At 64.3% G+C, this 26,050-nt stretch carries 24 protein-coding genes; 13 read left to right on the top strand and 11 right to left on the bottom strand.

Features of this window, described 5'->3' with window-relative positions:
* Window positions 1–46: 46 nt before the first annotated feature.
* A complete protein-coding gene (locus PKKP23_RS01485) occupies window positions 47–1,399 on the bottom strand; it encodes a replication initiation protein (RefSeq protein ID WP_126875520.1) in 1,353 nt (450 codons plus the stop codon).
* A gap of 2,172 nt (window positions 1,400–3,571) precedes the next feature.
* Between PKKP23_RS01485 and PKKP23_RS01490 the strand changes: the two genes are divergently transcribed.
* Complete coding sequence (locus PKKP23_RS01490; RefSeq protein WP_126875521.1) at window positions 3,572–4,777, top strand: DNA-binding protein; 1,206 nt, start codon at window positions 3,572–3,574, stop codon at window positions 4,775–4,777.
* Between the two features lie 175 nt (window positions 4,778–4,952).
* Here the strand turns inward: PKKP23_RS01490 and PKKP23_RS01495 are convergent, their stop codons facing one another.
* The 3 genes from PKKP23_RS01495 to PKKP23_RS01505 form a co-directional block, all read right to left on the bottom strand.
* On the bottom strand, window positions 4,953–5,996 hold the full coding sequence (locus PKKP23_RS01495; RefSeq protein ID WP_126875522.1) for a tyrosine-type recombinase/integrase: 1,044 nt from the start codon (window positions 5,994–5,996) through the stop codon (window positions 4,953–4,955).
* A 72-nt stretch (window positions 5,997–6,068) separates the two neighbouring features.
* Complete coding sequence (locus PKKP23_RS01500; RefSeq protein WP_126875523.1) at window positions 6,069–6,467, bottom strand: DUF2471 family protein; 399 nt, start codon at window positions 6,465–6,467, stop codon at window positions 6,069–6,071.
* Between the two features lie 120 nt (window positions 6,468–6,587).
* Complete coding sequence (locus tag PKKP23_RS01505) at window positions 6,588–7,226, bottom strand: helix-turn-helix domain-containing protein (protein WP_017774142.1); 639 nt, start codon at window positions 7,224–7,226, stop codon at window positions 6,588–6,590.
* Between the two features lie 180 nt (window positions 7,227–7,406).
* Between PKKP23_RS01505 and PKKP23_RS01510 the strand changes: the two genes are divergently transcribed.
* Entirely contained in the window at window positions 7,407–8,606 is a 1,200-nt protein-coding gene (locus PKKP23_RS01510) for a glycine C-acetyltransferase (protein WP_126875524.1), read from the top strand.
* Between the two features lie 17 nt (window positions 8,607–8,623).
* A complete protein-coding gene (gene tdh / locus PKKP23_RS01515) occupies window positions 8,624–9,652 on the top strand; it encodes an L-threonine 3-dehydrogenase (protein WP_017774144.1) in 1,029 nt (342 codons plus the stop codon).
* 48 nt (window positions 9,653–9,700) lie between these two features.
* Here tdh and PKKP23_RS01520 read toward each other — a convergent pair whose 3' ends face one another.
* Window positions 9,701–10,396 (bottom strand): YceI family protein, encoded by a 696-nt coding sequence (locus PKKP23_RS01520; RefSeq protein WP_126875525.1) that lies wholly within the window; start codon window positions 10,394–10,396, stop codon window positions 9,701–9,703.
* A gap of 234 nt (window positions 10,397–10,630) precedes the next feature.
* On the opposite strand from PKKP23_RS01520, the gene PKKP23_RS01525 reads away from it, so the two are divergent.
* From PKKP23_RS01525 to PKKP23_RS01560, 8 genes are all read left to right on the top strand, one after another.
* Window positions 10,631–11,314: a TetR/AcrR family transcriptional regulator gene (locus PKKP23_RS01525; protein WP_126875526.1), complete on the top strand. Its 684-nt coding sequence runs from the start codon at window positions 10,631–10,633 to the stop codon at window positions 11,312–11,314.
* Window positions 11,311–11,790 carry a nuclear transport factor 2 family protein gene (locus PKKP23_RS01530; RefSeq protein WP_017774147.1) on the top strand — a complete coding sequence of 160 codons (480 nt, stop codon included), beginning with the start codon at window positions 11,311–11,313 and terminating at the stop codon, window positions 11,788–11,790. The genes PKKP23_RS01525 and PKKP23_RS01530 overlap by 4 nt, the downstream gene beginning before the upstream one ends.
* Before the next feature lie 296 nt (window positions 11,791–12,086).
* Window positions 12,087–12,602: a hypothetical protein gene (locus PKKP23_RS01535; RefSeq protein ID WP_017774148.1), complete on the top strand. Its 516-nt coding sequence runs from the start codon at window positions 12,087–12,089 to the stop codon at window positions 12,600–12,602.
* Between the two features lie 180 nt (window positions 12,603–12,782).
* On the top strand, window positions 12,783–14,141 hold the full coding sequence (locus tag PKKP23_RS01540) for an MFS transporter (RefSeq protein ID WP_126875527.1): 1,359 nt from the start codon (window positions 12,783–12,785) through the stop codon (window positions 14,139–14,141).
* A gap of 356 nt (window positions 14,142–14,497) precedes the next feature.
* A complete protein-coding gene (locus PKKP23_RS01545; protein WP_126875528.1) occupies window positions 14,498–15,430 on the top strand; it encodes a LysR family transcriptional regulator in 933 nt (310 codons plus the stop codon).
* 104 nt (window positions 15,431–15,534) lie between these two features.
* Entirely contained in the window at window positions 15,535–16,728 is a 1,194-nt protein-coding gene (locus tag PKKP23_RS01550) for a CaiB/BaiF CoA transferase family protein (protein WP_126875529.1), read from the top strand.
* Window positions 16,725–17,672: a hydroxymethylglutaryl-CoA lyase gene (locus PKKP23_RS01555; RefSeq protein WP_126875530.1), complete on the top strand. Its 948-nt coding sequence runs from the start codon at window positions 16,725–16,727 to the stop codon at window positions 17,670–17,672. Before PKKP23_RS01550 ends, PKKP23_RS01555 begins: the two co-directional genes overlap by 4 nt.
* 94 nt (window positions 17,673–17,766) lie before the next feature.
* Window positions 17,767–19,179, top strand: a complete 1,413-nt coding sequence (locus PKKP23_RS01560) for an MFS transporter (protein ID WP_126875531.1) — start codon at window positions 17,767–17,769, stop codon at window positions 19,177–19,179.
* 249 nt (window positions 19,180–19,428) lie between these two features.
* Here PKKP23_RS01560 and PKKP23_RS33695 read toward each other — a convergent pair whose 3' ends face one another.
* The 3 genes from PKKP23_RS33695 to PKKP23_RS01570 all read right to left on the bottom strand — a co-directional run bounded on the left by PKKP23_RS33695 (window position 19,429) and on the right by PKKP23_RS01570 (window position 21,342).
* Window positions 19,429–19,575: a hypothetical protein gene (locus PKKP23_RS33695; protein WP_017774154.1), complete on the bottom strand. Its 147-nt coding sequence runs from the start codon at window positions 19,573–19,575 to the stop codon at window positions 19,429–19,431.
* Window positions 19,576–19,966: 391 nt separating this feature from the next.
* Window positions 19,967–20,641, bottom strand: a complete 675-nt coding sequence (locus PKKP23_RS01565; RefSeq protein ID WP_126875532.1) for a UdgX family uracil-DNA binding protein — start codon at window positions 20,639–20,641, stop codon at window positions 19,967–19,969.
* 131 nt (window positions 20,642–20,772) lie between these two features.
* A complete protein-coding gene (locus PKKP23_RS01570; protein WP_126875533.1) occupies window positions 20,773–21,342 on the bottom strand; it encodes a DUF4142 domain-containing protein in 570 nt (189 codons plus the stop codon).
* A 379-nt stretch (window positions 21,343–21,721) separates the two neighbouring features.
* On the opposite strand from PKKP23_RS01570, the gene PKKP23_RS01575 reads away from it, so the two are divergent.
* Window positions 21,722–22,138 carry a response regulator gene (locus tag PKKP23_RS01575; protein ID WP_017774157.1) on the top strand — a complete coding sequence of 139 codons (417 nt, stop codon included), beginning with the start codon at window positions 21,722–21,724 and terminating at the stop codon, window positions 22,136–22,138.
* An 89-nt stretch (window positions 22,139–22,227) separates the two neighbouring features.
* Here the strand turns inward: PKKP23_RS01575 and PKKP23_RS01580 are convergent, their stop codons facing one another.
* The 3 genes from PKKP23_RS01580 to PKKP23_RS01590 all read right to left on the bottom strand — a co-directional run bounded on the left by PKKP23_RS01580 (window position 22,228) and on the right by PKKP23_RS01590 (window position 24,507).
* Window positions 22,228–23,550, bottom strand: coding sequence for a cation:proton antiporter (locus PKKP23_RS01580; protein WP_126875534.1), 1,323 nt, complete (start codon window positions 23,548–23,550; stop codon window positions 22,228–22,230).
* Between the two features lie 100 nt (window positions 23,551–23,650).
* Window positions 23,651–24,181 carry a PRC-barrel domain-containing protein gene (locus PKKP23_RS01585; protein ID WP_017774159.1) on the bottom strand — a complete coding sequence of 177 codons (531 nt, stop codon included), beginning with the start codon at window positions 24,179–24,181 and terminating at the stop codon, window positions 23,651–23,653.
* A gap of 92 nt (window positions 24,182–24,273) precedes the next feature.
* On the bottom strand, window positions 24,274–24,507 hold the full coding sequence (locus tag PKKP23_RS01590; protein ID WP_126875535.1) for a DUF2795 domain-containing protein: 234 nt from the start codon (window positions 24,505–24,507) through the stop codon (window positions 24,274–24,276).
* Window positions 24,508–24,766: 259 nt separating this feature from the next.
* Between PKKP23_RS01590 and PKKP23_RS01595 the strand changes: the two genes are divergently transcribed.
* Window positions 24,767–26,002 carry a zinc-dependent alcohol dehydrogenase gene (locus PKKP23_RS01595; RefSeq protein WP_126875536.1) on the top strand — a complete coding sequence of 412 codons (1,236 nt, stop codon included), beginning with the start codon at window positions 24,767–24,769 and terminating at the stop codon, window positions 26,000–26,002.
* The last annotated feature ends 48 nt before the right edge of the window (window positions 26,003–26,050 follow it).

Here is a 26,050-nt window from a genome sequence, read left to right on the forward strand (position 1 = left end):
GCGAGCGTCGATAAATATCATCGACGCAAGAACCAGCGTCACCACATCAAGCGGCTCTCGACTGGCTCAAGGTGAACGAAAGCAGATCGCCATCCGTCGGCTCGCCCCACGTCTTGCGAGCGAGCCAATCGAAAAACGCCGTTTCAGCCAGCTTTGATTCCAGCCCGCGTCGACGCCAGTCGTCACGAAGATGCGAACCCAGACCGGGCAGTTCGTCTGATTCGAACGTCTCGCGCGCGAGGCCCTGCTCGACCGAGCCCTGCTCCTCATAGAGCGCCTGAGCCTCCTTACGTCGATACGCGGCGTATTCGCTCAACAGGCGAGCCTTCAGATCGTCGGCCGGCACCGTCGCTCCACCGGAGGACTTGCCACCGGCGGACGGCAGCGCATCCACTGGCGGCGCGTAACCCTTCTTCAGGGCGTCCTTGAAGAGTGCCGCCGCGCTGCGCACCGGCGGCAACGTGGTGCTCCGCATGCGCTGTTCGGTCATCTGCAACGCCGCGCGAATCCGGTTTTCCTCGCTATCGGCATATAGCGATTGGGCTTCCTTGAGCGGAATGCCGAGCTTCACCATGCGATCGACCAGCGTGCTGTCGAACACATTGGGATGCTCGTCGAGCGCGAGCATGGGTTGCTTGCGCTCGGTGACACGGAACTGGATCTCCGCCACGCGCCGGCCTTCCCGGTGCTCGATCAACTCGACGAAGATGTTGGTGACCGCGTTCACCTCGGCAATCGCCGGACGCAAATAATCGCGCTTGAAGTATTTGTATTCGCGCTTGGCTTCATCGCCGGCCTCGGTGTCCGGCGTACCGGAGAGAATGGGACGCCACCATTCCCACGGCTCGCGCATCGTCAGATGACTCGGATTGGTGAGGTAACGGACGCAGATCTCGTACAGCGCCAGCCCTGCGCTGCTACGCAGCTGGCTCTGGAACTGGAGGCTCAGTCGGGCGTATTGGACCGGATCGAGGAGCTTTTTCTTGATCTTCGGCGCGAACGAAAATTCGACCCACACACGACGTGTCTGCGGGTCTTCCAGGATTTCCGCGTCGGCGATAAGCGTGGAGATGCCCCACTTGCGGCCCGGCTTCTGGCTTGACGTGCCTTGACTCCACTCCACCTGAACGGAAACCATCCGCCGAAGGTGTTCCTTCACCAGCGCAGTGTCGTTGGAATCGAACGCCGAATTGGCCACGATGTCGGACAGCAGCGCGCGGTACGTGTCGCCCGACTCGTCGGCCTGCTGGGCCACAGCCAGCAACACGTTGAACAGCTTGCGGGTGAGCAGGGTAATCTTGCCGCTCTTGGGCTGGATCGCAATCGCCTCGACGGCTTTGCGCAATTCGGCTGAGCTGGGGCTCACCACATCGGTTTTCTTCGCGCGCTTCGTGGCCATGCGTCGGGTCGATGAGAGATTTTCGCGACAGCATACCGTCACGGGTGATATGCGTCCATAGGGCCTCTCTCACCATTGCCGGTGAACTGCGTTTACGAACCGCGACTCACCGCGAGTATGTCCCGAAAACGCTCACCTTCAATCCAGTCGATCGTTTCGTGGCCGCTATGAGCCTCGTGGGTCAGGCGTAAGCCTGCCGGCTAAACGGTGAGCCAAACGGACGCCTTCACTTCCCGTATCCGCTCACCCTGGAGACTGTGGCAATTTCGCGACGCGATACCTGATAGAAATGCCGCCGGCAAAAGGCCTCGCACGAGCCGCCGCGTCGCTCGCGCCTTGGGCCGTATTTATCCAATACCGGCGCGACGTCCGACCATCCACGGCCGAATTGGACTCTGACAACCCCTTCGCTCCCAACCATCGGACGCGACGCCGCCAGGCGGTCTAAACGCCTTAACGGCCGCTCGTCTGCCCCGCCGCCGATACTTCCGTCTGAATCGGCTCCGTGCCGCCCTGCGACGCACCGAAGCGTGGCGGAAAGACCGACCGACGGTCGAGGATGAGCCTACATGAAGGGGCTGATATATCCGTCACCGGGAAGAAGACTGGCAGACGCCACCCACCACCTGGCGGACGCAAAACAGGCCAGTCCGCTCATCGGACGTTGAGCAGCACGACACTCGCTGCGATGTGCAAAGAGATTTCTGCGGACTCCGCGCTACTTCACAACCCTGTCCTGCGCGCAGCGAGCCTAAAAGCGGGCCAGAATCGCGCACCAGCACTCCAAACACGTCCCGAAAAGTCTCACCATTAGCGTCCAGCGAAGCGGCGCCCAGTCGCGCTCTGCGCTCGCCCCACATCGTCAAGACTGTCCCGATGCTCCCGAAAAGCCTCACTTTGGAGCCGCTCCAGGAGGAACTGCATCCTCGGCAAAGCACCATCGACATCAATCCCGAAAACGCTCACCTCTCGGCTTTCCTGGAGAAATCCCTAATCCTGGCGGGTACTTAGCAGCGTCGAGAGCACTCCAGCGCCACTGCCGCACTCCCGAAAACGCTCACCTGTTTCCAGTTTCCTATTGCTCCGCCCACGTTCCAACCAGCGACTGGCGGTCCCCGAACTGTCTCACCTTTTGCTTGCGTGACAGCACGAAGTACAGGTCCGCAAGCGCCCATCATCCGGGCCTTTGCGGCAATCGCAGCGGAGTTTTCTCCCGAAAAATCTCACCTCACCATGCCACTACCACTGGAAGTACTCCCGAAAACGCTCACCAAACATCCGGTCAGGCCAGGAAGCGACGATAATCGCAAGGGCTTTCATGCCATCCCGTAAGACCTCACCGTTGTGCCGCCCGCCGCAAATCAACACCGAGAGGGCGCGCAACGCACACAGCACAGCACTCCCGAAAACGCTCACCATTACCCTGAGAATGCCCAATATTTGTGCAAAAACTGGGGTTGTTCCTGAAAAATCTCACTTCTGCCGTCCGTTTCTTCCCGGGATCCTTCACCTTCCCACCCGCGGAGGTCCCGAGAACGGCGGTTTTCTTGTTAGCACGCACTCCCGAATAGGCTCACCTCGTTGCGATACACATCGCAGATCGCTGTTCAGGTGCTAAAAGGCCGCCCGCGGATTGTGATCCCGTAACGTCTCACCTATGTAGAACAGCTAGAATGGATGCCTTCCCGAACCCGCTCACTTCGTTTCCCGCAGTTCCTCACCACCGTCCCCGAACCCCGTCACCGGCTTATCCCGTACTGTCTCACCAGGCGTCCCGCAGCATCTCACCTGATTGCCCGGAAACCCTTGTCCAATAAGCCTTTGCCGTGGCGTTAACGTTTTTAACTTGGTTCAAGGGTGTTTACTTTTATATCTCTCAAGCTAAAAGCTGTGAGCCTTCTGAACAATCGCCGTCAAAGACACAGCCAACGATCGCCCGTCTCGTGAAACAGTGACAAAACAATGAAGCCTCTGTAGTTTTCTTTTGAAAACAATTGGTTATGCGCTAATCTTAGCTTTGTTTCACGGAAACGCTGCCAGGCACCGACCTGAGGCACGATCGCAGCATCCAAAAGCGGCTGCAAGGTGCCTCAGGCCCTTCTCAGCCGCAAAACCGTACCATTCGATACGTAATTTGTTATGATTTACACGATCTGACTTCCAGAGACGCGGATGAATCTAGACCAAGAACGTTTAGCAATACGCCAGGAGCTAGAAACCATGCGGGCGAGCGGTGCGCGCCGGCAGGAATTGTCCCTACACGCTTGCAAACGACTCTTCTTCGACCTGGGCATTCGTCCCTCGATGGCCGCCGTCCGCGACCTGACCCAGACCGGCAGTGCGAGCGACATCCCCAAAGACATCGACGTGTTCTGGGAACGCATCCGGACCGCGTCCCGTGTCCGCGTGGGCTCCGGTGTCATTCCGAAAGCGCTTGAGGACCGGGCAGGCGAGCTGCTCGGCTCACTGTTCGAGGAAGCGATTTCGCATGCCAAGACGCTGCTCGAAGGTGAGCGCGCCGAGATCCAACAGGTGCTTGCGGCGGCGGAGCAGAAAGTTCGCGAGGCGGACCTTCTACGTGCGGCCGCTGACGATCACGTTCATCGCAGCGAAGCACGCGCCGAAGCCGCATGGACACGTGTGCGCGAACTCGAGGCCCAACTGGCGGCCTCTACCACGCACGGTGCGGCGCACCAGGAAAACCTGCAAAGCACGACGCGGCGCCTGGAGGCGGAAAACGAGGCGCTGCGTAAGCGGGTCGATACCGAACAAGCGACCAACGCGACCCTACGCGACCGGATCGACGCCCTCCATGCCGACCTCCGCGAAAGCACCGAGCACTACGCGCAGCAGATCAAGGACGCGGTGGCCGAAGCCGAGCGGCGCGTCAAGCCGATGCTGGTGGAACTCGACTCGCTGCGATCGATGGCGGCCACCTGGCAGACCGCGCAGCGCGACGCGAGCCGCAAGGAATTCGACTTCATCCAGCAACTCTCTGCGGCCAAGGCGCGAGCCGACAGACTGGACGCCCAGCTTCGCGAACAATCGGACGAAATCGATGCCCTTACGCGCGAATTGACCGCCTTGCGCTCGCAGAACGGCGTGGATCCGCGCGTTGCCTCGCTTCTTTGTACGCTGGCCACCGCCGGCCGGCTGACAACGGACGAACTCGCGGACGTCGGAACGATGCTGGATGGCCACGTCACCCTGCCATCTCATTGCCCGAAGTGCGAGGACGGTGAACCCGAGCTTTCCGAGGTCGATCACCAGTTCGAGCTGTCGTGTCCTGAATGCGATCACTCGTCGGGCATGGGCGCGTCAAGGCTGCAAGCCGTCACGCGATTCATGGCTGTCGGTGCGCATGCCACTTCGACCTAACATCACTGCTGCCCTGAACGGCGCGGCCACGCGCTTTTCGCGCGCGTACGCCGAGCCCTCATTGGTGAGCCGATGCGGGAGCCACTGATAATAAAAGGGTGAGCGTTTTCGGGACTCCGCACACGTAGCCCCTTAACAACATAGGCCGCTGACGACGTTCAGTGCTTCCGCACACCTATCGCCCAGGCGCGCCCCGGTGGTTCCCCGAGGGCTCATCGGCACGCCTTGTCCCCACTTCGATTCGATCCACCCAGGCCTTCCACGCTCGATGCAGCCGGTTCGCCGACAACACCTGCGCAAATCCGAGCCACTGTCCAACGAGTTCGGGGCTCACGCCGCTTTCGAACAGATCGGCGGCAAACGTATTGCGCAGCGTTTGCGGACTGGCCCGGTCCTCTCGCGTGTTTGCGAGCCCGGCCGTTTCGACGATAGCGTCGACCGCCCGCAGCACCGTCGCCTTATGCATCGGCCGCCCGGACGGCGACGCCGGAAACACCAGATGCCCCGGCAGGCGAGCATCCGAGCGCTCAGTCAGCCACGCGTCGAGCACGGCGACGCTGAACGGCGACAGCCGTGTACGGCGTGTGAATTCCGGGTTGCCCGCTTCGATCACGACCCATGGCGCGCCGCGCGTGACGCAACTAATGGAAAGTTCCATCGCCTCGCCCGTTTTCAGTCCACCGCCCAGGAATACCGCCACCAGCGCGCGATCACGGCGCTCGCGCCAGCGTTGCGCCGCGGAGGCGCTGGAAAGCGGCGTGAACAGGTACGCCACCAGCGCGGCGCGCTCGGCCACCGTGAGAAAACTGGTCGGCTCGTTGTCGCGTGCGGTTCGCCATACTGCATCGGCATCCTGAGCAATGAACCGCGCCGGGTTTGTCGATGCATGTTCGATCTGGCGGACATGATCCAGCACGCGTTCGATGAGCCTTAAATAGCGGGCTTTTTGTGTCTTTCGGATGGAGCGTTCCGCGACGAAGTCCGCGATGGTCTGCATGTCGACCGTGTGGAGATTCATGCTTCTGGACTGGAGCCAGTCGACGAACTGACTCCATTGCGCGCGGTAAATGTCGGCGGATGAAGCGCGGAAGTTTTGCCCCGCTAGCCACGCATCGAATGCGGCGTGCGGATCGCGGCGCCAGTCTTCACGGTGCGGGTCGAAGAGATCGCTACGTTGCACATCGCGCGTTACAGCTGGAGAACGGGACGGTGCAGACATCGGCTATCTCCCATTAGTTGCATTCGATATTGAGACCGGCAACTGCCGCCCCTGCAAGCCAATCGACGGGACTCAGTCGCCCCATGCGCGCAACCGCCGCGCGGAACCGGCTGCCGACGACCGTGTGGAAGCGGACGGATCCACACTTTCAAGTGCTCGCTCGTACGCCGCGACGGCAAATGCGAACACTGGCGGCAACGCGTTGGATGCGCCGAAGTCGACTATGTCGTCAGTCTCCGGATAAGACAGGCCATTCGGACGTTGAAAGAGGCTCAGCATCGCCTCGTCATGGCGGCTGGCGAAGCCCAGGTCGGCGAGCGCTTCAGCCTCGATGGCGTGCAGCAGCCGCCACGTGAGCGGTACGCGCTGGACGATATAGCGCGACGCGATACGTCGCACGATGTTGTTGAGATCGCGCGCCGCGAACTGGAAGCGCAGCGCGGCAAGGTCGTGGTCGTTCGGGGTATTCATGTTCTGCTCCGGTCGATCGCCCAATACTGTACAAACATACAGTATTGGGCGCAACCTCGGCGCTCAGGTGCGAACGGCCGTCCTGCGCAACGCACCGTTCGGAACGCTCCCCCAGTTCCCTCACCCGTGAATGACCACGAGCAGCGCCCGTGCGTCCGCCTTGCCGGCGTTGCGAATGGCGTGCGGCTGATCGGCCACGTATCGTGCGGTTTCCGAGGACTTGAGCCGCCGCTTCGTGCCAGCCGCTTCGACTTCCATCGTGCCTTGCAGAACCGTGAGATGTTCGCGCGTGCCGGGCTCGTGCGCACTCGAAACGAGTGCGCCGCCCGGCTGCAAAGTCAGTTCGTACCACTCGAAGCGGCCCGCGAGTTCGATCGGTCCCCACACGCGCAACTGATAGCCGGCGTCGTGGCCATTCAGCGTGGGAATGTCGTGCGGCCCGGCCACGGCAATGGCCTCCGGCGCCTTTTGCTGCGCAAAGAGCGAGTCGAGATTGACGCCGAGCGCATTGGTAAGCCGCCACGCGACAGCGATTGTCGGGTTCGCCTTGTCGCGCTCGATTTCCGATAGCATCGACTTCGATACGCCCGCGGCCCGCGACAGATCGTCGAGCGTCATGTGCCGCTCGCTGCGCAGCCGCTGGATCTGTTCGCCCACACGCGGCGGCGCAGCGACGGCCGGCGTAGCCGGTGCCACTGTAGCGGCCGGTGCAGATGACTTTGAAAGCGCGGACGTGCGCCGGTTGCCCGAGCTTGCCATTTAATGCCCCATCGTTTAGAGTTGTTCGATATACCGAACTATAGTTCGGAAAAACGAAAATTTCCGGTAAGACTGACGGCGACTATAGCAGCGCGCTACGCCGCTGGATAGTCGGCCGGCCGGTAACTGCCGCCGGGGCCACGAGTCTCGCGCGGCGCGATCCTGTCAGGAGCTTCGCCCATGCGTGAACCCTACCTCGCCCATTTGCGCACCACGCTCGACCAGATTCGCGCGGACGGTTTCTACAAGACCGAACGCGTCATCGCAAGCCCGCAGTCTTCGGACATCCGGCTTGCCAGCGGCGCCGACGTGCTGAACTTCTGTGCGAACAACTATCTCGGCCTTGCGGACGATCCGCGTTTGATTGCAGCAGCGAAAGAAGGCCTCGACAACGACGGCTTCGGCATGGCCTCGGTACGCTTCATCTGCGGCACGCAGACGGTGCACAAGCAGTTGGAAAGCGCGCTGGCCGCATTCCTGCAGACTGACGATTGCATCCTGTATTCCAGCTGTTTCGATGCGAACGGCGGCCTCTTCGAGACACTGCTCGATGAGTCCGACGCCGTGATCAGCGACGAACTCAACCATGCCAGCATCATCGACGGCGTGCGGCTATGCAAGGCGAAGCGCTATCGCTACCGCAACAACGATCTCGCCGACCTCGAAGCGAAGCTGCGTGAAGCCGATGCCGCCGGCGCGCGCTTCAAGCTGATTGCGACGGACGGCGTGTTCTCGATGGACGGCATCATCGCCAACCTGGCCGGCATCTGCGATCTGGCCGACCGATACGGCGCGCTGGTGATGGTCGACGACTCGCACGCAGTAGGCTTCATCGGCGAGCACGGCCGCGGCACGCCCGAGCATTGCGGCGTGGCGGGCCGCATCGACATCATTACCGGCACGCTCGGCAAGGCACTGGGTGGCGCATCGGGCGGCTACGTCGCCGCGCGCAAGGAGATCGTCGAACTGTTGCGCCAGCGCTCGCGTCCCTATCTGTTCTCCAACACGCTCACGCCGAGCATTGCCGCTGCGTCGCTGAAGGTGCTCGAACTGGTTCAAAGCGCAGAAGGCGCGCAACTGCGAGAGCGCGTACGGGCCAACGGTGCGCACTTCCGTCGCGCCATGACCGAACTCGGCTTCACGCTCGTGCCCGGCGAGCATCCCATCATTCCGGTGATGCTCGGCGACGCGCAGATCGCGTCGAGCATGGCGGATGCCTTGCTGAAAGAAGGTGTCTACGTGATCGGCTTCTCGTATCCGGTGGTGCCGAAGGGCCGCGCGCGCATTCGCACGCAAATGAGCGCGGCGCACACGCCGGAGCAGATCGATCGTGCCGTCGATGCCTTCGCGCGCGTCGGCAAGTCGCTGGGCATTGTTTGACACGGGACCGAACGCACATGAAAGCACTCGCAAAACTCGAACGCGCACCGGGCCTCACGCTCACACGCGTAAAAAAGCCTGAAGTGGGCCACAACGACGTGATGATCCGCATTCGCCGCACCGCGATCTGCGGCACGGACATTCACATCTGGAAGTGGGACGACTGGGCCCAGAAGACGATTCCGGTGCCCATGCACGTGGGCCACGAGTACGTTGGCGAAATCGTCGAGATGGGCCAGGAGGTGCGCGGCTTCGCGATAGGCGACCGCGTGTCCGGCGAAGGACACATCACGTGCGGGTTCTGCCGCAATTGCCGCGCGGGGCGCCGGCACCTGTGCCGCAATACCGTGGGCGTGGGCGTGAATCGCGAAGGCGCGTTCGCGGAGTATCTCGTCATTCCGGCCTTCAATGCGTTCAAGATTCCGCCTGAAATTTCCGACGATCTCGCCGCAATCTTCGACCCGTTCGGCAACGCGACGCACACCGCGCTTTCGTTCAACCTGGTTGGCGAGGACGTGCTGATTACGGGCGCGGGTCCTATCGGCATCATGGCGGTGGCCATCGCGAAGCACGTGGGCGCGCGCAACGTCGTTATCACGGACATCAACGACTACCGGCTCGATCTTGCTCGCAAGATGGGCGCGACGCGCGCGGTAAACGTATCGCGCGAGTCGCTGCGCGACGTGATGAGCGAACTGCACATGACCGAAGGCTTCGACGTGGGACTCGAAATGTCGGGTGTGCCGAGCGCATTCACGGCATTGCTTGAAGCGATGAACCACGGCGGCAAGGTGGCGCTGCTCGGCATTCCGCCCGCGCAAACGGCCATCGACTGGAATCAGGTTATCTTCAAAGGGCTGGAAATCAAGGGCATTTATGGCCGCGAGATGTTCGAGACCTGGTACAAGATGGTCGCCATGCTGCAAAGCGGCCTCGACCTGTCGCCCATCATTACTCACCGCTTCGCCGTGGACGACTACGAAAAAGGCTTTGCCGCCATGCTCTCCGGCGAAAGCGGCAAGGTGATTCTCGACTGGACCGAGTGATCCGATCTGATCCTGCGCGGGCCGCACTGGCCCGCTCTCTTCCGCTATTCAGCTTCCGGCCGCCGCGGCCGGCTTCACGAACTCCGCCTCGATGCGAACGCGCACGTCGTCCCCCACTGCGGGATACCACGTCGACAAGCCAAACTTCGCGCGACTGAAGTGCCCCTGTGCAGAGAAACCTAGCGTGGCTTCCTTGGTGAGCGGATTCGGCGCGTAGCCGTTGAACGTCACATCGAGCGTCACGGGCTGCGTTACGCCATGAATGGTGAGGTCGCCCGTGAGCGTGCCGCGCGACTCGCCCGATCCGTCCGACCCGCCCGTTCGTTCGAAACGCGTGCTGACGAAGCGGATTTGCGGATAGCGAGCCACGTCGAACATATCCGTACCCTTCACCATTCTGTCGAGCACCGGCACGTTCGTATCCACGCTCGCGGCGTCTATTGTGGCCGCCACGCTGCTGCCGGCGAGTCCATCGGGACGCCAATCGAGCTGCGCCGTCACCTTGTCGAAGCGCATCGTAAAGTGCGAGTAATGGAAGTGATCGACATCGAACGACACATTCCAGTGATGCGGGTCCAGTTGGTAGCGTCCTGCAGGCACGCTGGCTTCCTTCGTGCTCACGCTATGCGTCACCACCCTCAGCGGTGTGCAGGCGTCCAGCACGACGACGGGCGCCGTCAACGCGAGCGCCAGTGCGCCGCGCGCAACGAGTCTTGCGGCCCCGGCAGCGACAGTTCGGTCCATTCCTTTCTCCATCCCGGTTATGAACGACGTGATGGGCAACACCATAGCGCAACTGCTCGACGCCCGCCCGCGTGGCCACCACCCCGTCCCATCCCCTTCCTCATTCAAGGTACTTGACGCGGGAGAATGATCGTTCTACATTACGTAGACGGAGAATGATCGTTCCACCTGAAATGCAAGGTAGCGAAACAAGGTGGCGAATCAAGAAAGCGAAACACTTGCAAGGACCCACAGATGCCAGCCGCACCGCTCGATGACCCATCCGCAGCATCCCAGGCAGGCGCTCGCGAGCGCCTTCTGGATGCAGCCGAGGCGCTGATCTACGCCGGCGGCATTCACGCCACGGGCGTCGATGCGATCGTGCGCGAGTCCGGCACGGCGCGCAAAAGCTTCTACACGCATTTCGAATCGAAAGACGCGCTGGTGGCCGCCGCGCTCGCGCGGCGCGACGAGCGCTGGATGCGCTGGTTCGTGGACGGCACGCTGAGCCGTGCGCGCACGCCCCGCACGCGGCTGCTCGCCATGTTCGACGTGCTGCGCGAATGGTTTGCTTCGCCGGACTTCCACGGCTGCGCGTTCCTGAATGCGGCCGGAGAAATCAGCTCGCCGGACGATCCCATCCGCGTCGTCGCGCGCGATCACAAGGAGCGCTTACTGCGTTTCGTGCACGAGCAATGCGACGATTACTTCGCAGCCATTGCAGGAGACCGTCGGCATGCGGCGCGCCTTGCGCGCCAATGGCTGATCCTGATCGACGGCGCAATCGGCGTGGCGCTTGTGAGCGGCGACGCCGACACGGCGCTCGACGCCCGTGCCGCCGCCGAACGTCTGCTCGACACCAGTACGAGTTCCGCACGTCCATCGAAGCCGTCGTCGCGGCGGCTTGCCCGTTCCACCTCCCCTAAGGAAACGCCATGACCCAGTCCGCCGAAACTCGCCCGCCCGTTCCGCCCTTCACGCTGGAGACCGCCATCCAGAAAGTCCGCGCCGCGGAAGACGGGTGGAACACGCGCGACCCCGAGCGCGTCTCGCTCGCTTACACGCCGCAAAGCGTCTGGCGCAACCGCGCCGAGTTCGTGACGGGCCGCGAGCAGATCGTGGGACTCTTGCGTCGCAAATGGGCGCGCGAGCTGGATTACCGGCTCATCAAGGAACTGTGGGCGTTCGGCGGCAACCGCATTGCCGTGCGCTTCGCCTACGAATGGCACGACGATTCCGGCCACTGGTTCCGCTCGTACGGCAACGAGAACTGGGAGTTCGACGAAAACGGCCTCATGGCGCGTCGCCACGCGAGCATCAACGACCTGCCCATTCGCGAGAGCGAGCGGCTCTATCACTGGCCGCTCGGCCGTCGCCCCGACGACCACCCCGGTTTGTCGGACCTGGGGCTGTAACGCTGCCTCCGCGCGCGCCTCATCCGCGCGCGGCTTTCCTCGCATCCCGGCAGCACACCACGTTGCGGCGCAGCGATTTTCACGGAACTGACGCCGCTTTCCCTTATGGTTGCGCCCAGGTCTGTACCGCCGCGCAACGCGCGTGCCGCTTTGCCCGAGCACGTCTTCCACTGCGTTTTCCGCCTGTTGCGGTACAGTTCGCGACTCGGGCTAGCTGGCGCCCTTCTTTTTCGGGCACAGAACCCTGACGGACAACAAACGAATCGCGCCGGCACCAGACCGGCGATGGAGAAGACATGCTCTCGAGGCGGAACAACAAGAAGCCCACCTACTTCGCCGCCGCGCTGGCCGCTACGTTGCTGCTGGCCGCGAGCGGCGCCCGCGCGGCCAGCTGGTGCGCGAACGGCCTCTGGGTAGATGCAATGGTGGGCTCCTACCACATCAACCCCGACAAGCATTTCGAGGACTTCAACCCCGGGCTCGGCATCGAATGCTGGCCCGGGCAGCAATGGGCGCTCACCGCAGGCGGCTTTCGCAACTCGCTGCGTCGCCCGTCGTGGTACGGCGGCGCTGTCTGGGCGCCGGAGTTCGCGCATTGGGGTTTCGTGCGCGTCGCCGTGATGGGCGGCATCATCTCCGGCTACAACTACGGCAACTGGGGGCTGGGGCGCGACCACACCATCGGCCCGGTGGTGGCGCCGCTGCTGATGTTCGAATACCGGCGTGTGGGCGCCAACGTCATCGTGATTCCGCCCATTCCCTCGGACGACCTGCCGTTTACCCTCGGCTTCCAGTTGAGGGTGAAGTTCTAGAGCCACCGCGCACGCACTATCGCTTTTCCGGATAGGCCCTATCCGGGCTTTCCCGTTGCTCCAGACCGCGGCCGATGCGAGACTTTGACGCTGATCAAATCCGCGCAACGCGGATCTTGATGCGAAGTCACAAAAAGGACGCGGCAGCCCCGCCGCGCCGACTATAGCGGGAGACACGCGATGAATCGCACCTCGGTCGTCAACGTACAGACCTTCATCAACGAGCAGCCGTTCGGCCGGTTTCAGTGGCTCATCTTCCTCATGTGTTTCGTGATCGTCCTGCTGGACGGTTTCGACACCGCGGCCATCGGCTTCATTGCACCTGCGCTGCTCACCGAGTGGCACCTGACCAAACCGGACCTCGCGCCCGTCCTGAGCGCCGCGCTGTTCGGCCTCGCCTGCGGCGCGCTCGTTTCGGGTCCGCTGTCGGACCGCCTCGGGCGCCGGGCGCTGCTGCTCGGTTCGGTGTGCGTGTTCGGCCTCGTCTGCCTTGCCTCGGCGTTTTCGTCCGGCATCGGACAACTCACGGTGCTGCGCTTCATCACCGGCGTCGGCCTGGGGGCGGCCATGCCGAATGCGGTCACGATGATGGGCGAGTTTTGTCCCGATCGCCGGCGCGCCACCGTCATCAACCTGATGTTTTGCGGCTTCCCGCTCGGCGCCGCGCTGGGCGGCTTTCTCGCCGCATGGATGATTCCGCAATTCGGCTGGCGCAGTGTGCTCGTGCTGGGCGGCGTGGCGCCGCTGCTGCTCGCGGTTGCGCTCATGCTCAAGATGCCGGAGTCGGTGCGCTTCATGGTGGCGAACCGGCGTCCTGCCGAACGCATTCGGGCAGCGCTGGCCCGCATTTCGCCGGATGCGCTGCACGCCTCGTCGTTCGTGATGACCGAAGCGGCGCCGCAAACGGGCGGCAAGGGCCTGGGCGTCGTGCTCTCGCGCTCGTACCTGCTTGGGTCCGTGATGCTGTGGCTCGCTTACTTCATGGGCCTCGTCATCTTCTACGCGTCGATCAACTGGATGCCGATCCTGCTCAAGGACGCCGGCCTCACGCCCAGGAGTGCGACGCTCATTTCGGCGCTGTTCCCGCTGGGCGGTGTGGGCGCGGTGCTGCTCGGCGTGTTGATGGACCGCTTCAATCCGAACCGGATGGTTGCCGCCTGTTATGCGCTCACGGCTGTGAGCGTGTATTGCATCGGCCAGGCCGTGGGCAATATCGGGCTGCTCGTGCTGGTTGTGTTCGTAGCCGGCGTGCTGATGAACACCGCGCAATCGTCTATGCCCGCGCTCGCCGCCGCCTTCTATCCCACCGAAGGACGCGGCACCGGCGTGGCCTGGATGCTGGGCGTGGGCCGCTTCGGCGGCATTGCGGGCTCGTTTCTCGTGGCCGAACTCACGCGCCGGCACTTCACGTTCGCCGGGGTGTTCGCCACCATCGCAGCGGCCGGCCTGCTGGCATGTGCAGCATTGCTGATCAAACAGATGGCGCGGCCGCATGCCATCGAAGCGGCTCCGCGCGAAGTGGAGTCGTTGGGGCATTGATCTCGACAACGGCGCGTGCCCCGCGCCGTTTCGGCAAGAGGTGAGAGTTTTCGGGAGCGTGCGGTGCGCGCCCTGAAATGCGTTCACCTCAACGGCATGCCGCAATGAAAACCCCTGGAAATTCAGGGGTTAACGCACTCTCTTCCATACCATTCACGCGCGCCGGCACGTCCTGAATCTCATCGAATGGTGAGGCTTTTCGGGACCCGCGAATCGAGCCTCATCGCGATGTGCACGCGAGCCTGAGTGCGGTTCTGAACGCGCACCACCGCGCCACTCCATCCACCCGTGCCGGCAACCCGGTGCACAATGCGCGTCATCGTCCGAACCGAAGCGCGTTGCGCATCCATACCGCCATGGCGCCCAAGAACCTGTTGAAGCGGCTCGACCTCACCACGCTGCAACTCTTCATTGCCGTGTATGAGGAAGGCACCCTCACACGTGCGGCGGACCGCGAAGCCATCGCGGTCTCCGCCGCCAGCAAGCGGCTGCTCGAACTGGAACAGGCAGTCGGCTCGACGCTGTTCCAGCGCACCGCGCGCGGCATGACGCTCACGCCCGCCGGCGAGACGCTGCTGCACCACGCGCGTCTCGTCATGAGAGGCATCGAGAACATCGGCATCGAACTGGCCGGCTATGCGAGCGGCGTGCGCGGCTACGTGCGGATGATGGCCAACCTCTCGGCCATCGTCGAATTCCTTCCCGAAGATCTGCGCGCCTTTCTGGCGCTCAACGAGCAGGTCAAGATCGATCTGGAGGAGCGCCCCAGTGCAGGCGTTGTAGAAGCAGTGGCCGACAGTCTGGTCGATCTCGGCATTTGCGCGGGCGAGACCGATGCGCGCGGACTTCACACCACGCACTACCGCCACGACGAACTTTGCGTGGTGATGCGGCAAGACCATCCGCTTGCGGGACTGGAACGCATTGCATTCGCCGATACGCTCGAGAGCGACCACGTCGGCCTGCATTCCGCGAGTTCCATCAACGCGCGCACGCATGCCGCGGCGCGTGCGTGCGGCAAGCCACTGAAGCTGCGCATTCACGTGCCGGGCTTCGATGCAGTCTGCCGGATGGTGCAGGCCGGCATGGGCGTGGGCGTGTTGCCGGCGAACGTGTACGGCATCATGGGCCGGCCGCTGGGTCTCACGGCCGTCATGCTCAGCGACGAATGGGCAAAGCGCGAACTCGTTCTCGTGGTGCGCGACGAAGCGGGGCTTTCGCCCGTGGCTCGCGCGCTGTACGACCATCTGCGCACCGTGGAGGCCAACGCAGGTCCGAACGCCCACTGAGCGTTCGTCAAACGCGAAAGCCCGTTGCCGAATTGCGGTTGGACACACCCGCGCCGCGCTTCTAGTCTCTCTCCCAACATCGATGAAACACGGGAGACAGCAACATGGCCGGTCCGTTGCACGGCATACGCGTAGTCGAAATCGGCACGCTCATCGCGGCACCGTTCGCCGCGCGCCTCTTCGCCGAATTCGGCGCGGAGGTCGTCAAGATAGAAGCCCCGGATGGCGGCGACCCGCTGCGCAAGTGGCGCAAGCTGCACGAGGGCACCTCGCTCTGGTGGTACCTGCAGTCACGCAACAAGAAGTCGATCTGCGTGAACCTGAAGTCCGACGATGGCGTCGAGGTGGTCAAGCGCCTGCTTGCCGATGCGGACGTCCTCGTGGAAAACCTGCGTCCTGGCGCGCTCGAAAAGCTCGGGCTCGGCTGGGACGTGCTACACGCGCTCAATCCGCAGCTCACCATGGTGCGCATCTCCGGCTACGGTCAGACAGGCCCGTACCGCGACCGTCCCGGATTCGGCGCCATTGGCGAGGCGATGGGCGGCATCCGCTACACCACCGGCGACGCGGACGGTGCACCGGCCCGCGCGGGCGTGAGCCTGGGCGATTCGCTCGCGTCGTTGCATGGCGTGATCGGCGCGCTGATGTCGGTGCTGCGCGTGAAGACAGGGCAGGGCGACGGGCAGGTGGTGGACGTGTCGCTTGTGGAAAGCGTGTTCAATCTGATGGAAAGCCTCGTGCCCGAATACGATCTGCTCGGCCACGTGCGCGAGCGCAGCGGCGGCGCACTGCCCGGCATCGCACCGTCGAACACGTATCGCACCGAAGACGGCGCATTCGTCGTGATCGCCGGCAACAGCGATCCCATCTTCAAGCGGCTGATGAACGCCATCGGTCGACCCGATCTCGCCGACGACCCCGCACTCGCCCGCAACGACGGACGCGTGGCACGCAGCGCCGAACTGGATGCCGCGATCGTCGCGTGGACTTCGCATCACTCGATTGCCGACGTGCTCGCCGTGCTGGAACGCGCCGAGGTACCGGCGGGCCGCATCTATTCCGTAGCCGATATCGTTAGCGATCCGCACTATCAGGCGCGCGGCATGTTGCTGGACACGACGCTGCCGGGCGGCGCCACGGTGAGAATGCCCGGCATCGTGCCGAAGCTTTCCGACACGCCGGGCGAAGTACGCTGGAGCGGACCGTCGCTTGGCGAGCACACCCAAAGCGTGCTGGCGGGCCTCGGTTTCGCGCAGGAAGACATCGAGCGGCTGCGCCGCGAAGGAGCCGTGCAATGAACGCCCACGAAAGCGCGCAATACGACACGCTGATCGTGCAGGAAGTCGCACCGCGCGACGGTCTGCAGATCGAGCCCACATGGGTTGAAACAGCCGACAAGATTGCGCTCATCGACGCGCTTTCCACTGCGGGCTTCACGCGCATCGAGGCGGGCTCGTTCGTATCGCCCAAGGCCGTGCCGGCATTGCGTGACGGCGAGGCCGTGTTTCAGGGCATCCGGCGGCATAGCGGCGTGATTTTCGTGGCGCTGGTGCCGAACCTCAAGGGCGCCGAACGTGCGCTGGCATCAGGCGCCGACGAACTCAATCTCGTCATGTCCGCAAGCCAGACGCACAACCGCGCCAACATGCGCATGAGCTGCGAAGCGTCGCTCGAAGCATTCGGCGACATCGTGGCGCTCGCAAAGCGCTCCGGCGTGCGTCTGAACGCGACCGTGGCCACGGCGTTCGGCTGTCCGTTCGAGGGTTCGATAGACGAAGCGCGCGTATTCGCGATTGTCGATGCGTATCGCGAGATGGGCATCGAAGGCGTGACGCTGGCCGACACCACCGGCATGGCGAACCCGCGCCAGGTCGCGCGCATGGTGCGACGCGCGCTCGACCGGTTGCCTCCCCACGCGCTGACGCTGCACTTCCACAACACGCGCGGGTTGGGCCTCGCCAATGTGCTCGCGGCCTACGAGGCGGGCGCGCGCCGCTTCGATGCCGCGCTCGGCGGCCTGGGCGGTTGTCCGTTTGCACCGGGTGCGTCGGGCAACATCTGCACCGAAGACCTCGTGAACATGTGCGAGCAGATGGGCATTCCAACCGGCATCGATCTTCCGAAGCTGATCGCCCTGTCTCGCACCTTGCCTGCGCTGCTCGGGCATGACGTGCCGGGCCAGGTCGCAAAGGCCGGCCGCAACTGCGACCTGCATCCCGTTCCACACGCCGTGCCCGCTTGAAGAAGGCCGCAGCGGGAGACCACGACGCATCACACGCTTTCCGATAACGACACGCATAGCCGCCCCGCATCGCGGGGTACGGCAAGGAGACACCATGAATCATTCCAGCCCGGTTGCCGCGCACAGCGTCGACCACCACGCAAAAGCCATAGCAGACATCGTCAGAAAGGCGGCATGGCGGCTGATGCCGCTCATCATGCTCTGCTACCTGTTCGCATTCTTCGACCGCATCAACATCAGCTTTGCGAAGTTCCAGCTGCAGACGGACCTCGCTTTGTCCGACACCGCGTATGGGCTCGGCGCAAGTCTCTTCGTGATTGGCTACGTGCTCTTCGAGGTGCCGAGCAACATGCTGCTCTACAAGGTGGGCGCGCGCCGATGGATTGCCCGCATCATGATTTCGTGGGGTCTTGCAACGGCGGCCATGGTGTTCGTGAGCAACGAGTGGCAGTTCTACGGTTTGCGGTTCGTTATCGGCGCCATGGAAGCGGGCTTCGCGCCCGGCGTGCTGTATTACCTGACGCTGTGGTTTCCGGCGAGCCATCGCGGACGCATCACGTCGCTGCTGTTTCTCGCTTCCGCGTTTTCAGGGCTGGTGGGCGCGCCGCTGTCGGGCCTCGTGCTGGGTCACATGGACGGTGTGCTGAACGTACGCGGCTGGCATTGGCTCTTTCTGCTGGGTGGCTTGCCTTGCATCGCGCTGGGCCTTCTCGTGCTGCGCGTGCTGAAGGATCGTATCGATGATGCAAGCTGGCTCTCGCCCACCGAAAAGACACAACTCGCCGAGGCCATCGCGCAGCAGCGCCAGCCCGGCAGCGGCGGTCATTCGCTGCTTGGGGCTATCCGCACGCCGGGCTTTCTCACGCTGGCCTTCGTCTATTTCCTGATTCAGGTGGCGTCGTATGGGCTCAACTTCTGGGCGCCGCATCTGATTCGCAGCGCGGGCACGCACAACCCCACGCTCATCGGTCTGCTGACAGCGGTGCCGTACATTTGCGGCGCGGCGTGCATGGTGATCGTGGGGCGTCTTTCGGACGTGAGCGGCGAACGCCACAAGTTCGTGGCGGCGTTGCTTGCCATGTCGGGGGTGGGATTTTTCGCGGCGGGCTTCTTCGATCACCAGACTGCGTTGCTCGTCGCGGCGCTTGCTGTGCTGGGCGCGGGTGTGATCGCTTCCATTCCCGCGTTCTGGGCCTTGCCGCCCAGGCTCGTGACGGGCGCGGGCGCCGCAGGCGGCATTGCGCTCATCAACACGCTGGGGCAGTTGGGCGGCATCGTGAGTCCGGTGATGGTGGGCCGCGTGCGCGATCTCACCGGCAGCACCACACCGGCGCTCTATGTGATCGGCGCAATGAGCCTTGTCTGCGCGGGCATCGTGCTGTACGGCCTGCCGCACACGCTGCGTCGCACGGACCACGCTGACCGTACCGACCGCGCCCTGAACGAAGGAACCGAAGAGCACGCACACACCGCCATGGCGTCACCCAGCACGGCGAGAAGAACCTGAGAGAGAAGCAAAGGTGAGCGTTTTCGGGAGGCGCGCTGTGTGTGCCGCGCTTCCTGGCTTCGCCCTGTGCGAATTGCGTCGATCAGCGTGCGCCACAGGCGGCGGCATGCAGACGCGTGCGCTTCCGAAGCGCGTCATCGTTCAGGGCGTCGTGACGCCGGAGCGAACGCGGTGGCGTCCTGAAGCGTGATCGAAACAGGTGTGGCGATTCGGCCGGCACCCGTTCTCTTTTGTGCGTCGACAGCCAGGTCAATGGCAACCGATGGCGCACACCATGGCCGAAACCGCGGCGACTGCCCCAATGCCCGCGCCCAACGCGAGGTTGCCCACGGTGCTCGCACAGGCTTGCAGCTGCGTGAGGCCCGCGAACGTCAGAACAATGACGAGTCGGCGCATGACATCTCCATGAGGCGTGTTGCGAAAGCGGGTGGATGCCCGCATTGCGGGTGAACGGGCAAAGCCGCGCTTCAGCAGAGTAGGCCCGCCGCGCGGCGCACCGTCAGCCGAAAAGAGCGGCGAATCGGTACAGCCTTACGCGTTCTTTCCCCCGTAAATTTCGTGGGTGACGCCGAAGCCCTGTTGGCGGCAAAGGTGAAGGTTTTCGGGACCGGTGAGCCGTTCCAGGAGGTGAGCGCCGCACAGCCTTGCGCGGCGGGCCTGAGCCGTGTTCAAACCGGGTCGCCCGGACGCTAGAGGTGAGAGTTTTCGGGATGCCGGATTTTTGGACCTGGATGCCTGCCGCCGGACACGCGTGCAAACCGCATGCAACGCGCCGAAGGCGGCCCCTTCATCGGCTGCCCTTGCCTTGGTCCTTCGCCTGTGCCGCCAGCTTGCCCGCCTTCGCCAGCGCTTCCACGATGTCGTCGAATGCACGCTTGCGAGTCGCCGGGTCTGGCGCGCGCAGGGCATACGACGGGTGCCACGTCGCGATCAAGAGCTTCCCGTCGTGCTCCATCACGCGGCCGAACGCATCCTGCAGCCGCATGTGTGCGTTCTGCATCAGCGCGGAGAGGGCCGTTGCGCCAAGCGCCACCAGCACGGCCGGCTTCACGTCGGCGAGTTCTCTTTTCAGCCAGTAGTGACACGCCTCCACTTCGCGCTGCGCCGGCGTCTTGTGCATGCGCCGCTTGCCGCGCAGTTCCCATTTGAAATGCTTCACTGCGTTGGTCACATAGACCGTGTCGCGCGCCACGCCGGCCGCCTGTAGCGCATCGTCCAGCAGCGCGCCGGCCGGGCCCACGAAGGGCATGCCCTGCTGGTCTTCCTTGTCGCCGGGCTGCTCGCCCACCAGCATGATGGGCGCGTGAGCGGGTCCGGCGCCCGGCACGGGCTGCGTGGCGTCGTGCCAGAGCGCGCAGCGGCGGCATGCATCGAGCGTATCGGGCTGCTGCTCGCGATCCACTTGCACGCCGCTGCGCGCAGCACGTTGCGCGGGCTTGGGTCCATCGTTGCCGGAGGCCATGTTTCAGGGTCTGGCCAGGCGGCCCAAGCCGCTCGTACCGCTCGCGAGGTTGTCCCCACCGCCACGATCTATGAGCGCATCCACGGCACAAACGCCCCTCGTTCGCGAACCGGCCTGCGGCCGTTTGCGGCTCATTGTGCCGACGCCGTCGAAACGCCCAGCTTCTGCGCGAGATCCTGCGCCATCTTGTAGTGTCGCTCGATGGTCGGCAGCGCCTTTTGTGCCGCGCGCTTCAGGTCCGCGTTCTGGCCGTTCGCGATTTCGTCCTTGAAGGCCGCAATGGTTTGCTTGTGTCCTTCCAGGCCAACCTTCTCCACGTATGCCTTGTCGAACTCCGCGCCCTTCAGCGGTTTCAGGCTGTCGAGAATGGACGTATCGCTGTTGTCCTTCGGAACCTGCACGCCATGCGGTGCCGCCATCTTCAGCTGCACTGTGAGCTTCGTATGGTCGAGGCGCATGTGGCGTGCGAACGACTTCACGTCCTTGTTCTGGCTTTGGTCCGAAGCGAGCTTGGCTGCGTCGATTTCAGTCGAGCTGGACATGGTGGCCGCCTGCACGAAGCGCTGGTCTGGTTCGGGCAGCGGATTGGCGGCCGTGGTGGATGCCGCCTGGGTGGTCTGCGACCAGGCCGGCGTGGCGTCGAGCAGCACGGGGGTAGCGCATATGGCGGCGACGGCGGCGAGAGCGAGGTGACGCTTCATGAGTCCTCCTGCGGTAAGCGTTAAGAGTCGAGAGAGGTGATCAGACGGCCGGCACGGCAGCGTGTCGAAAACGGCAGGCGAGCCGCAGACACGCAGCAGCCGCGCGGCGCTTCGATATGAGCAACAGCAAGCGTCGTACCGCACGGGCCCTCTCTTCGCGCGGGCGCGGCGCTTGCGCAACCAGGCCGACGCGATCGGAGCGGCACGCGGTGCCGCCTGCCGCACAAGCAACCGGACGCCGTCCGGCAGGAGACCCAAGGTGAACGACCCCGGGGCAAGAGACGCAAGAGAGGCAGGAGACACGAGGGATACCCGGCAGCCAGGGCACGCGAGAGCCGCAGGCGAGGACGTCGTTCTGTGGCGGGCGTTTCGTCCGGCCATGGCGAGCCATCGCCGCGTGCTCGTCGTGGACGACTACCGCGAGGCGGCAGACGCGCTGCAAATGCTGCTCGACGCGGACGGCTTCGAATGCCGCGCCGTAACGGACCCCTTGAGCGTCTGCGATATCGCGGCGAACTGGCAGCCGTTCGCCGTCGTGCTGGACATCGCGATGCCGGGCCTCGACGGCCTGGAACTCGCGCGCCGGCTGCGGGCGCACCCTGAAACGGGGCACATGCTGCTGATCGCCTTCAGTGCGTTCGCATCGAGCGAAGATCGCTTCCGCGCCCGCGCTGCCGGCTTCGACGCGCATTGCGCGAAGCCCCTTACGCCGGGCCTTCTGCTGCGCGTGCTGGAATGCGCCACTGCGCCGCCCGGTGACGGCAACGGCATGCAGGATGGCGTGCCTGCGCCATGACGTGCGTCCCGGTCCTGAGAATCTTTGCAGCGCCTTTGAAAAAGTGACGCAAGCGCCCGCCACGCGCCATTCAGGCGCTTGCGGGCACGTCAACGCGACGCATGCCGCAACCGTCGATACCAGTTCATCAACGGCGTCGCCGATATGCCATGCACGATCACCGAAGCCACGATGGTGGCGATCACGAACGGCACGAGCGGCAGAATGGTTTTGACCGGCCCTTGCTCCAGCGAATACGCAAGGTAATAGAACGACCCCACGCCGCGTATGCCGAACCAGCCCATCAAGCGGCGTTGCGCGGGCGTGGCCTTGGCGCCTGCGAGCGAGAGCGTGACCGCGAGCGGCCGCACCACGAAAAACAGCGCCGCCACGATGGCGAGGCACGGCCACGTGAAGAGCGGCTCGCGCAGGTTGGCCACCACGTTGCCCACCACCGTCATCACGAACACTTCCGCGATGCGCTCCATTTCGATCGTGAAGCCCAGCACCGATTCGGCCATGTACGCATGCGCTTTCTGCGGGTCCGATGCCGTGGCATCCACGTCGTCCGAATCCACTGCGCCGATCGCTTCGCGCGGCGGCCGCTCGCCGCTGGCACGGTGCTCGACGCGCCGCATGGTCACGCCTGCCGCGAACACGGCGATGAAGCCATACGTGTGCGCAAGCTGCGCGGCGCCGTAAGCGAGTTCGATCAGCCCCAGCGCGAAGAAGCCTTCCAGGCCCAGCGCTTTGGCGTAGCGCGTGCGCAGCCACGCCACCGTATGCATGGTCGCCCACGCCAGCACGCCGCCTGTCACCACCGCGCCAGCCACGCCCCACAACGCAACGCCCACCAGCAACGGCATGGAAGGCAGCGCATGCCGCTGCACGCCGCCGGCTTCGCACAGCGCGAGACCGGCCAGTGCAAACGGCAGCGCGACGCCGTCGTTCACGCCGCCTTCGCCCGAGAGCGAGAAGCGCACGCGGTCCAGGTCGCCTGGGTTGTGCACTTGCACGTCGTGCGCGAGCACGGGGTCGGTGGGGGCCAGCATGGCGCCCAGCAGCAGCGCCGGTCCCCATGCCAGGTTCAGCACCTGTACGCCGAACCACGCGAGCAGCGGCACCGTGACGATCATCGCGATCAGCCCGAGCCGCAACGGCAGGACCCACATGGCGCTGTTGAACGGCACGCGCAGTCTCAGGCCGATAGCGAACAGCGACACGAGCAACGCGATCTCCGTGAGCACGCGCAGCACATGCGCGTCGCGCACGATATCGAGTTGCAGCAGATTGATGCCGGGCGGGCCGAGCAGAAAGCCGATCAGCAGGTAGACCATCGCCGCGCTGACAGGCAGACGTTTGAGCGTGGACGTCGCGATGCCCATGAACACGAGCACGCCGCCCACAATCAGAAACCAGACTGTTTCGTGCATATGCGGGGTAAGCGCGCGGCGCGGGCCGCACGCACGTAAAGAAGCGCCGGCCGGCTGCACACGACCCCACGTGCGCAGCCCGGCCGGCGCCCGCCACCGGTTACAGCTTCACCCCGCCTGCTTCCGGTGCGTCCGACGAACCCGGTCCGAGATCGCCCGTGCCGAGGGCGTCCGAGCCTACACCTCCGTAGCCGCCATAACCGCTCCAGTACGGTTCGCGGCCGTAGAACTGATGTACCGAGCTCGCCCAGCTGCGGTCAGCCATGGAAGGCCAGTGGTCCTTGTCGAAGCCAGGCGCGTTCTTCACGCGCTCTGCGGGCATGGCGAGCTGGAAGCACTTGCTGTCCGTGTCGAGCGTCAACGCGTTCCAAGGAATGGCGAGCAGCTTGTCGCCGATGCCGAGAAAGCCCCCACTCGACATCACCGCATAGGCAATGCGCCCGCTGCGCACGTCCAGCATGATGTCCTTCACCTTGCCCACATCTTCGCCATCCGAACTAATGACCTTGTTGCCTTCCAGCGTGTCGGCGGCCATGACTTCCGGGCCCGGGCCTTCCGCCGTTTCGCTGCCCTTGCCGACAATGCGTGCGCCCGGTCCGTCGTGGGTTCCGCGTGGATTGAGTGTGCTCATGATGTCCTCCTTACGTTGCGGGTCTGCGCCTGTGCTGCGGTGATGCCGCACCGCACTGGACCTCGTCCCTTCGTACTCGCTGGGCTGCGGCTTCAATGCAGCCGCGCAATCTCTTTCGATACCGACGCCGGGCTGTCGTAGTTGCGATCCGGCAGACGGCTGATCAGGTCCATCACGTCCTGCCCTGCGCCGTGGTGCCGGGCCGTCTCGACGAGCTTCTCGCGCGTGGTGGGGTAGTCGATGCCGCCAAGCGCTTTCTGTACCGCGATCGGGCTGGGCCGTCCGGGGTGGCGATGATCCTGCGATTGAGCCGGGTGTTGGGACATGCTTGCCTCCTTGTGTCGAGTTGACGGACTCACCCTGTGTCCAGCAACGGGCGTGCCTTGCACGAGGACCTCGCGCGCGCACCGAAGCCGCCATTGAGGGGGCCACTGAAGAGACGACTGATGCGGCCACAGAAGCGCACCCATGCCGGTACAAAACCGCCTTCCCGTTGCAATGCTTTCAGGAGCCGCGCTTGCTCGCCTCACCACGAAACCTGCACCCGAAACATGCACCACCCCGCACTCACGAGGAGGAACGATCATGAAAGCAGTGGTATTTCACGGCATAGGCGACATCCGGCTGGATACCGTGCCGGACCCCGGCATGCAGCAACCCACGGACGCCATCGTGCGGCTCACGTCGAGCGCCATCTGCGGCACGGACTTGCACATGGTGCGCGGCACTTTCAGCGGCATGCAGCCGGGCACGATCCTGGGCCACGAGGGCGTAGGCATCGTGGAGGAAGTGGGCAGCGGCGCGCGCAACCTGCGCAGAGGTGACCGCGTGCTGATTCCGTCCACCATCTCGTGCGGCTATTGCTCGTACTGCCGCTCGGGCTACACGGCGCAGTGCGACAACGCGAATCCGAACGGACGCCTCGCGGGCACCGCATTTTTCGGCGGCCCGAAAACCACGGGTCCGTTCCAGGGGCTGCAGGCGCAATACGCGCGCACGCCGCTCGCGCACGCAAGCCTGATCCGCCTGCCCGACGACATCGACGACGACCGCGCCATTCTCATGTCCGACATCTTCCCCACCGGCTACTTCGGCGCGGAACTGGCGGGCGTGCGTCCCGGCGATACGGTCGCGGTATTCGGCGCGGGCCCTGTCGGCCAGTTCGCGATTGCGAGCGCGAGGCTGATGGGCGCGGGCCGCGTGATCGCGGTGGACCGCATCGAATCGCGGCTCGACATGGCGCGGGCGCAGGGCGCGGAAGTGATCAACTTCGACAACGAGAACCCCGTGGAGATGATTCGCGAACTGACGGGCGGCATCGGCGTGGACCGCGTGATCGACGCGGTAGGCGTGGATGCCGAACGCGCGCAGAAGGGCCCGGCCGCCGAAGCGCAACGCGACCGCGCGCTGGAGTTCGACGAGGAAGTGCACGAGATCGCGCCGCAGCGTGCGTCCGCCCGGCGTGAGAACGGTGAGGAAGATGAAAAGCGCCAATGGCAGCCGGGCAGCGGACCGTCGCAGGTGCTGGTGTGGGCGGTGTCGTCTGTGGCGAAGGCGGGCACGGTGGCCATCATCGGCGTGTATCCGCCTTCGGACCGCTTCTTTCCTGTCGGCGAGGCGATGAACCGCAATCTCACGGTGCGCATGGGTAACTGCAACCATCGCACGGTGACGCCGCATCTCGTGGAGCTGGTGCGCAACGGCAGCATCGACCCCGTGAGCGTGCTCACGCAGCGCGAGCCGATACTGAATGCCATCGATGCCTATCGCGCCTTCGACGTGCGCGAGCCCGGCTGGATCAAGGTGAAGCTGGAGCCGTGACAGCCCGGGCAAGCGCAAGCGGGCAGGCCGCGTAACGCGTACTGCCCG

Origin of the sequence: Paraburkholderia kururiensis JCM 10599 = LMG 19447 (assembly GCF_003986935.1) — a bacterium.
In the GTDB taxonomy this organism is placed as follows: domain Bacteria; phylum Pseudomonadota; class Gammaproteobacteria; order Burkholderiales; family Burkholderiaceae; genus Paraburkholderia; species Paraburkholderia kururiensis.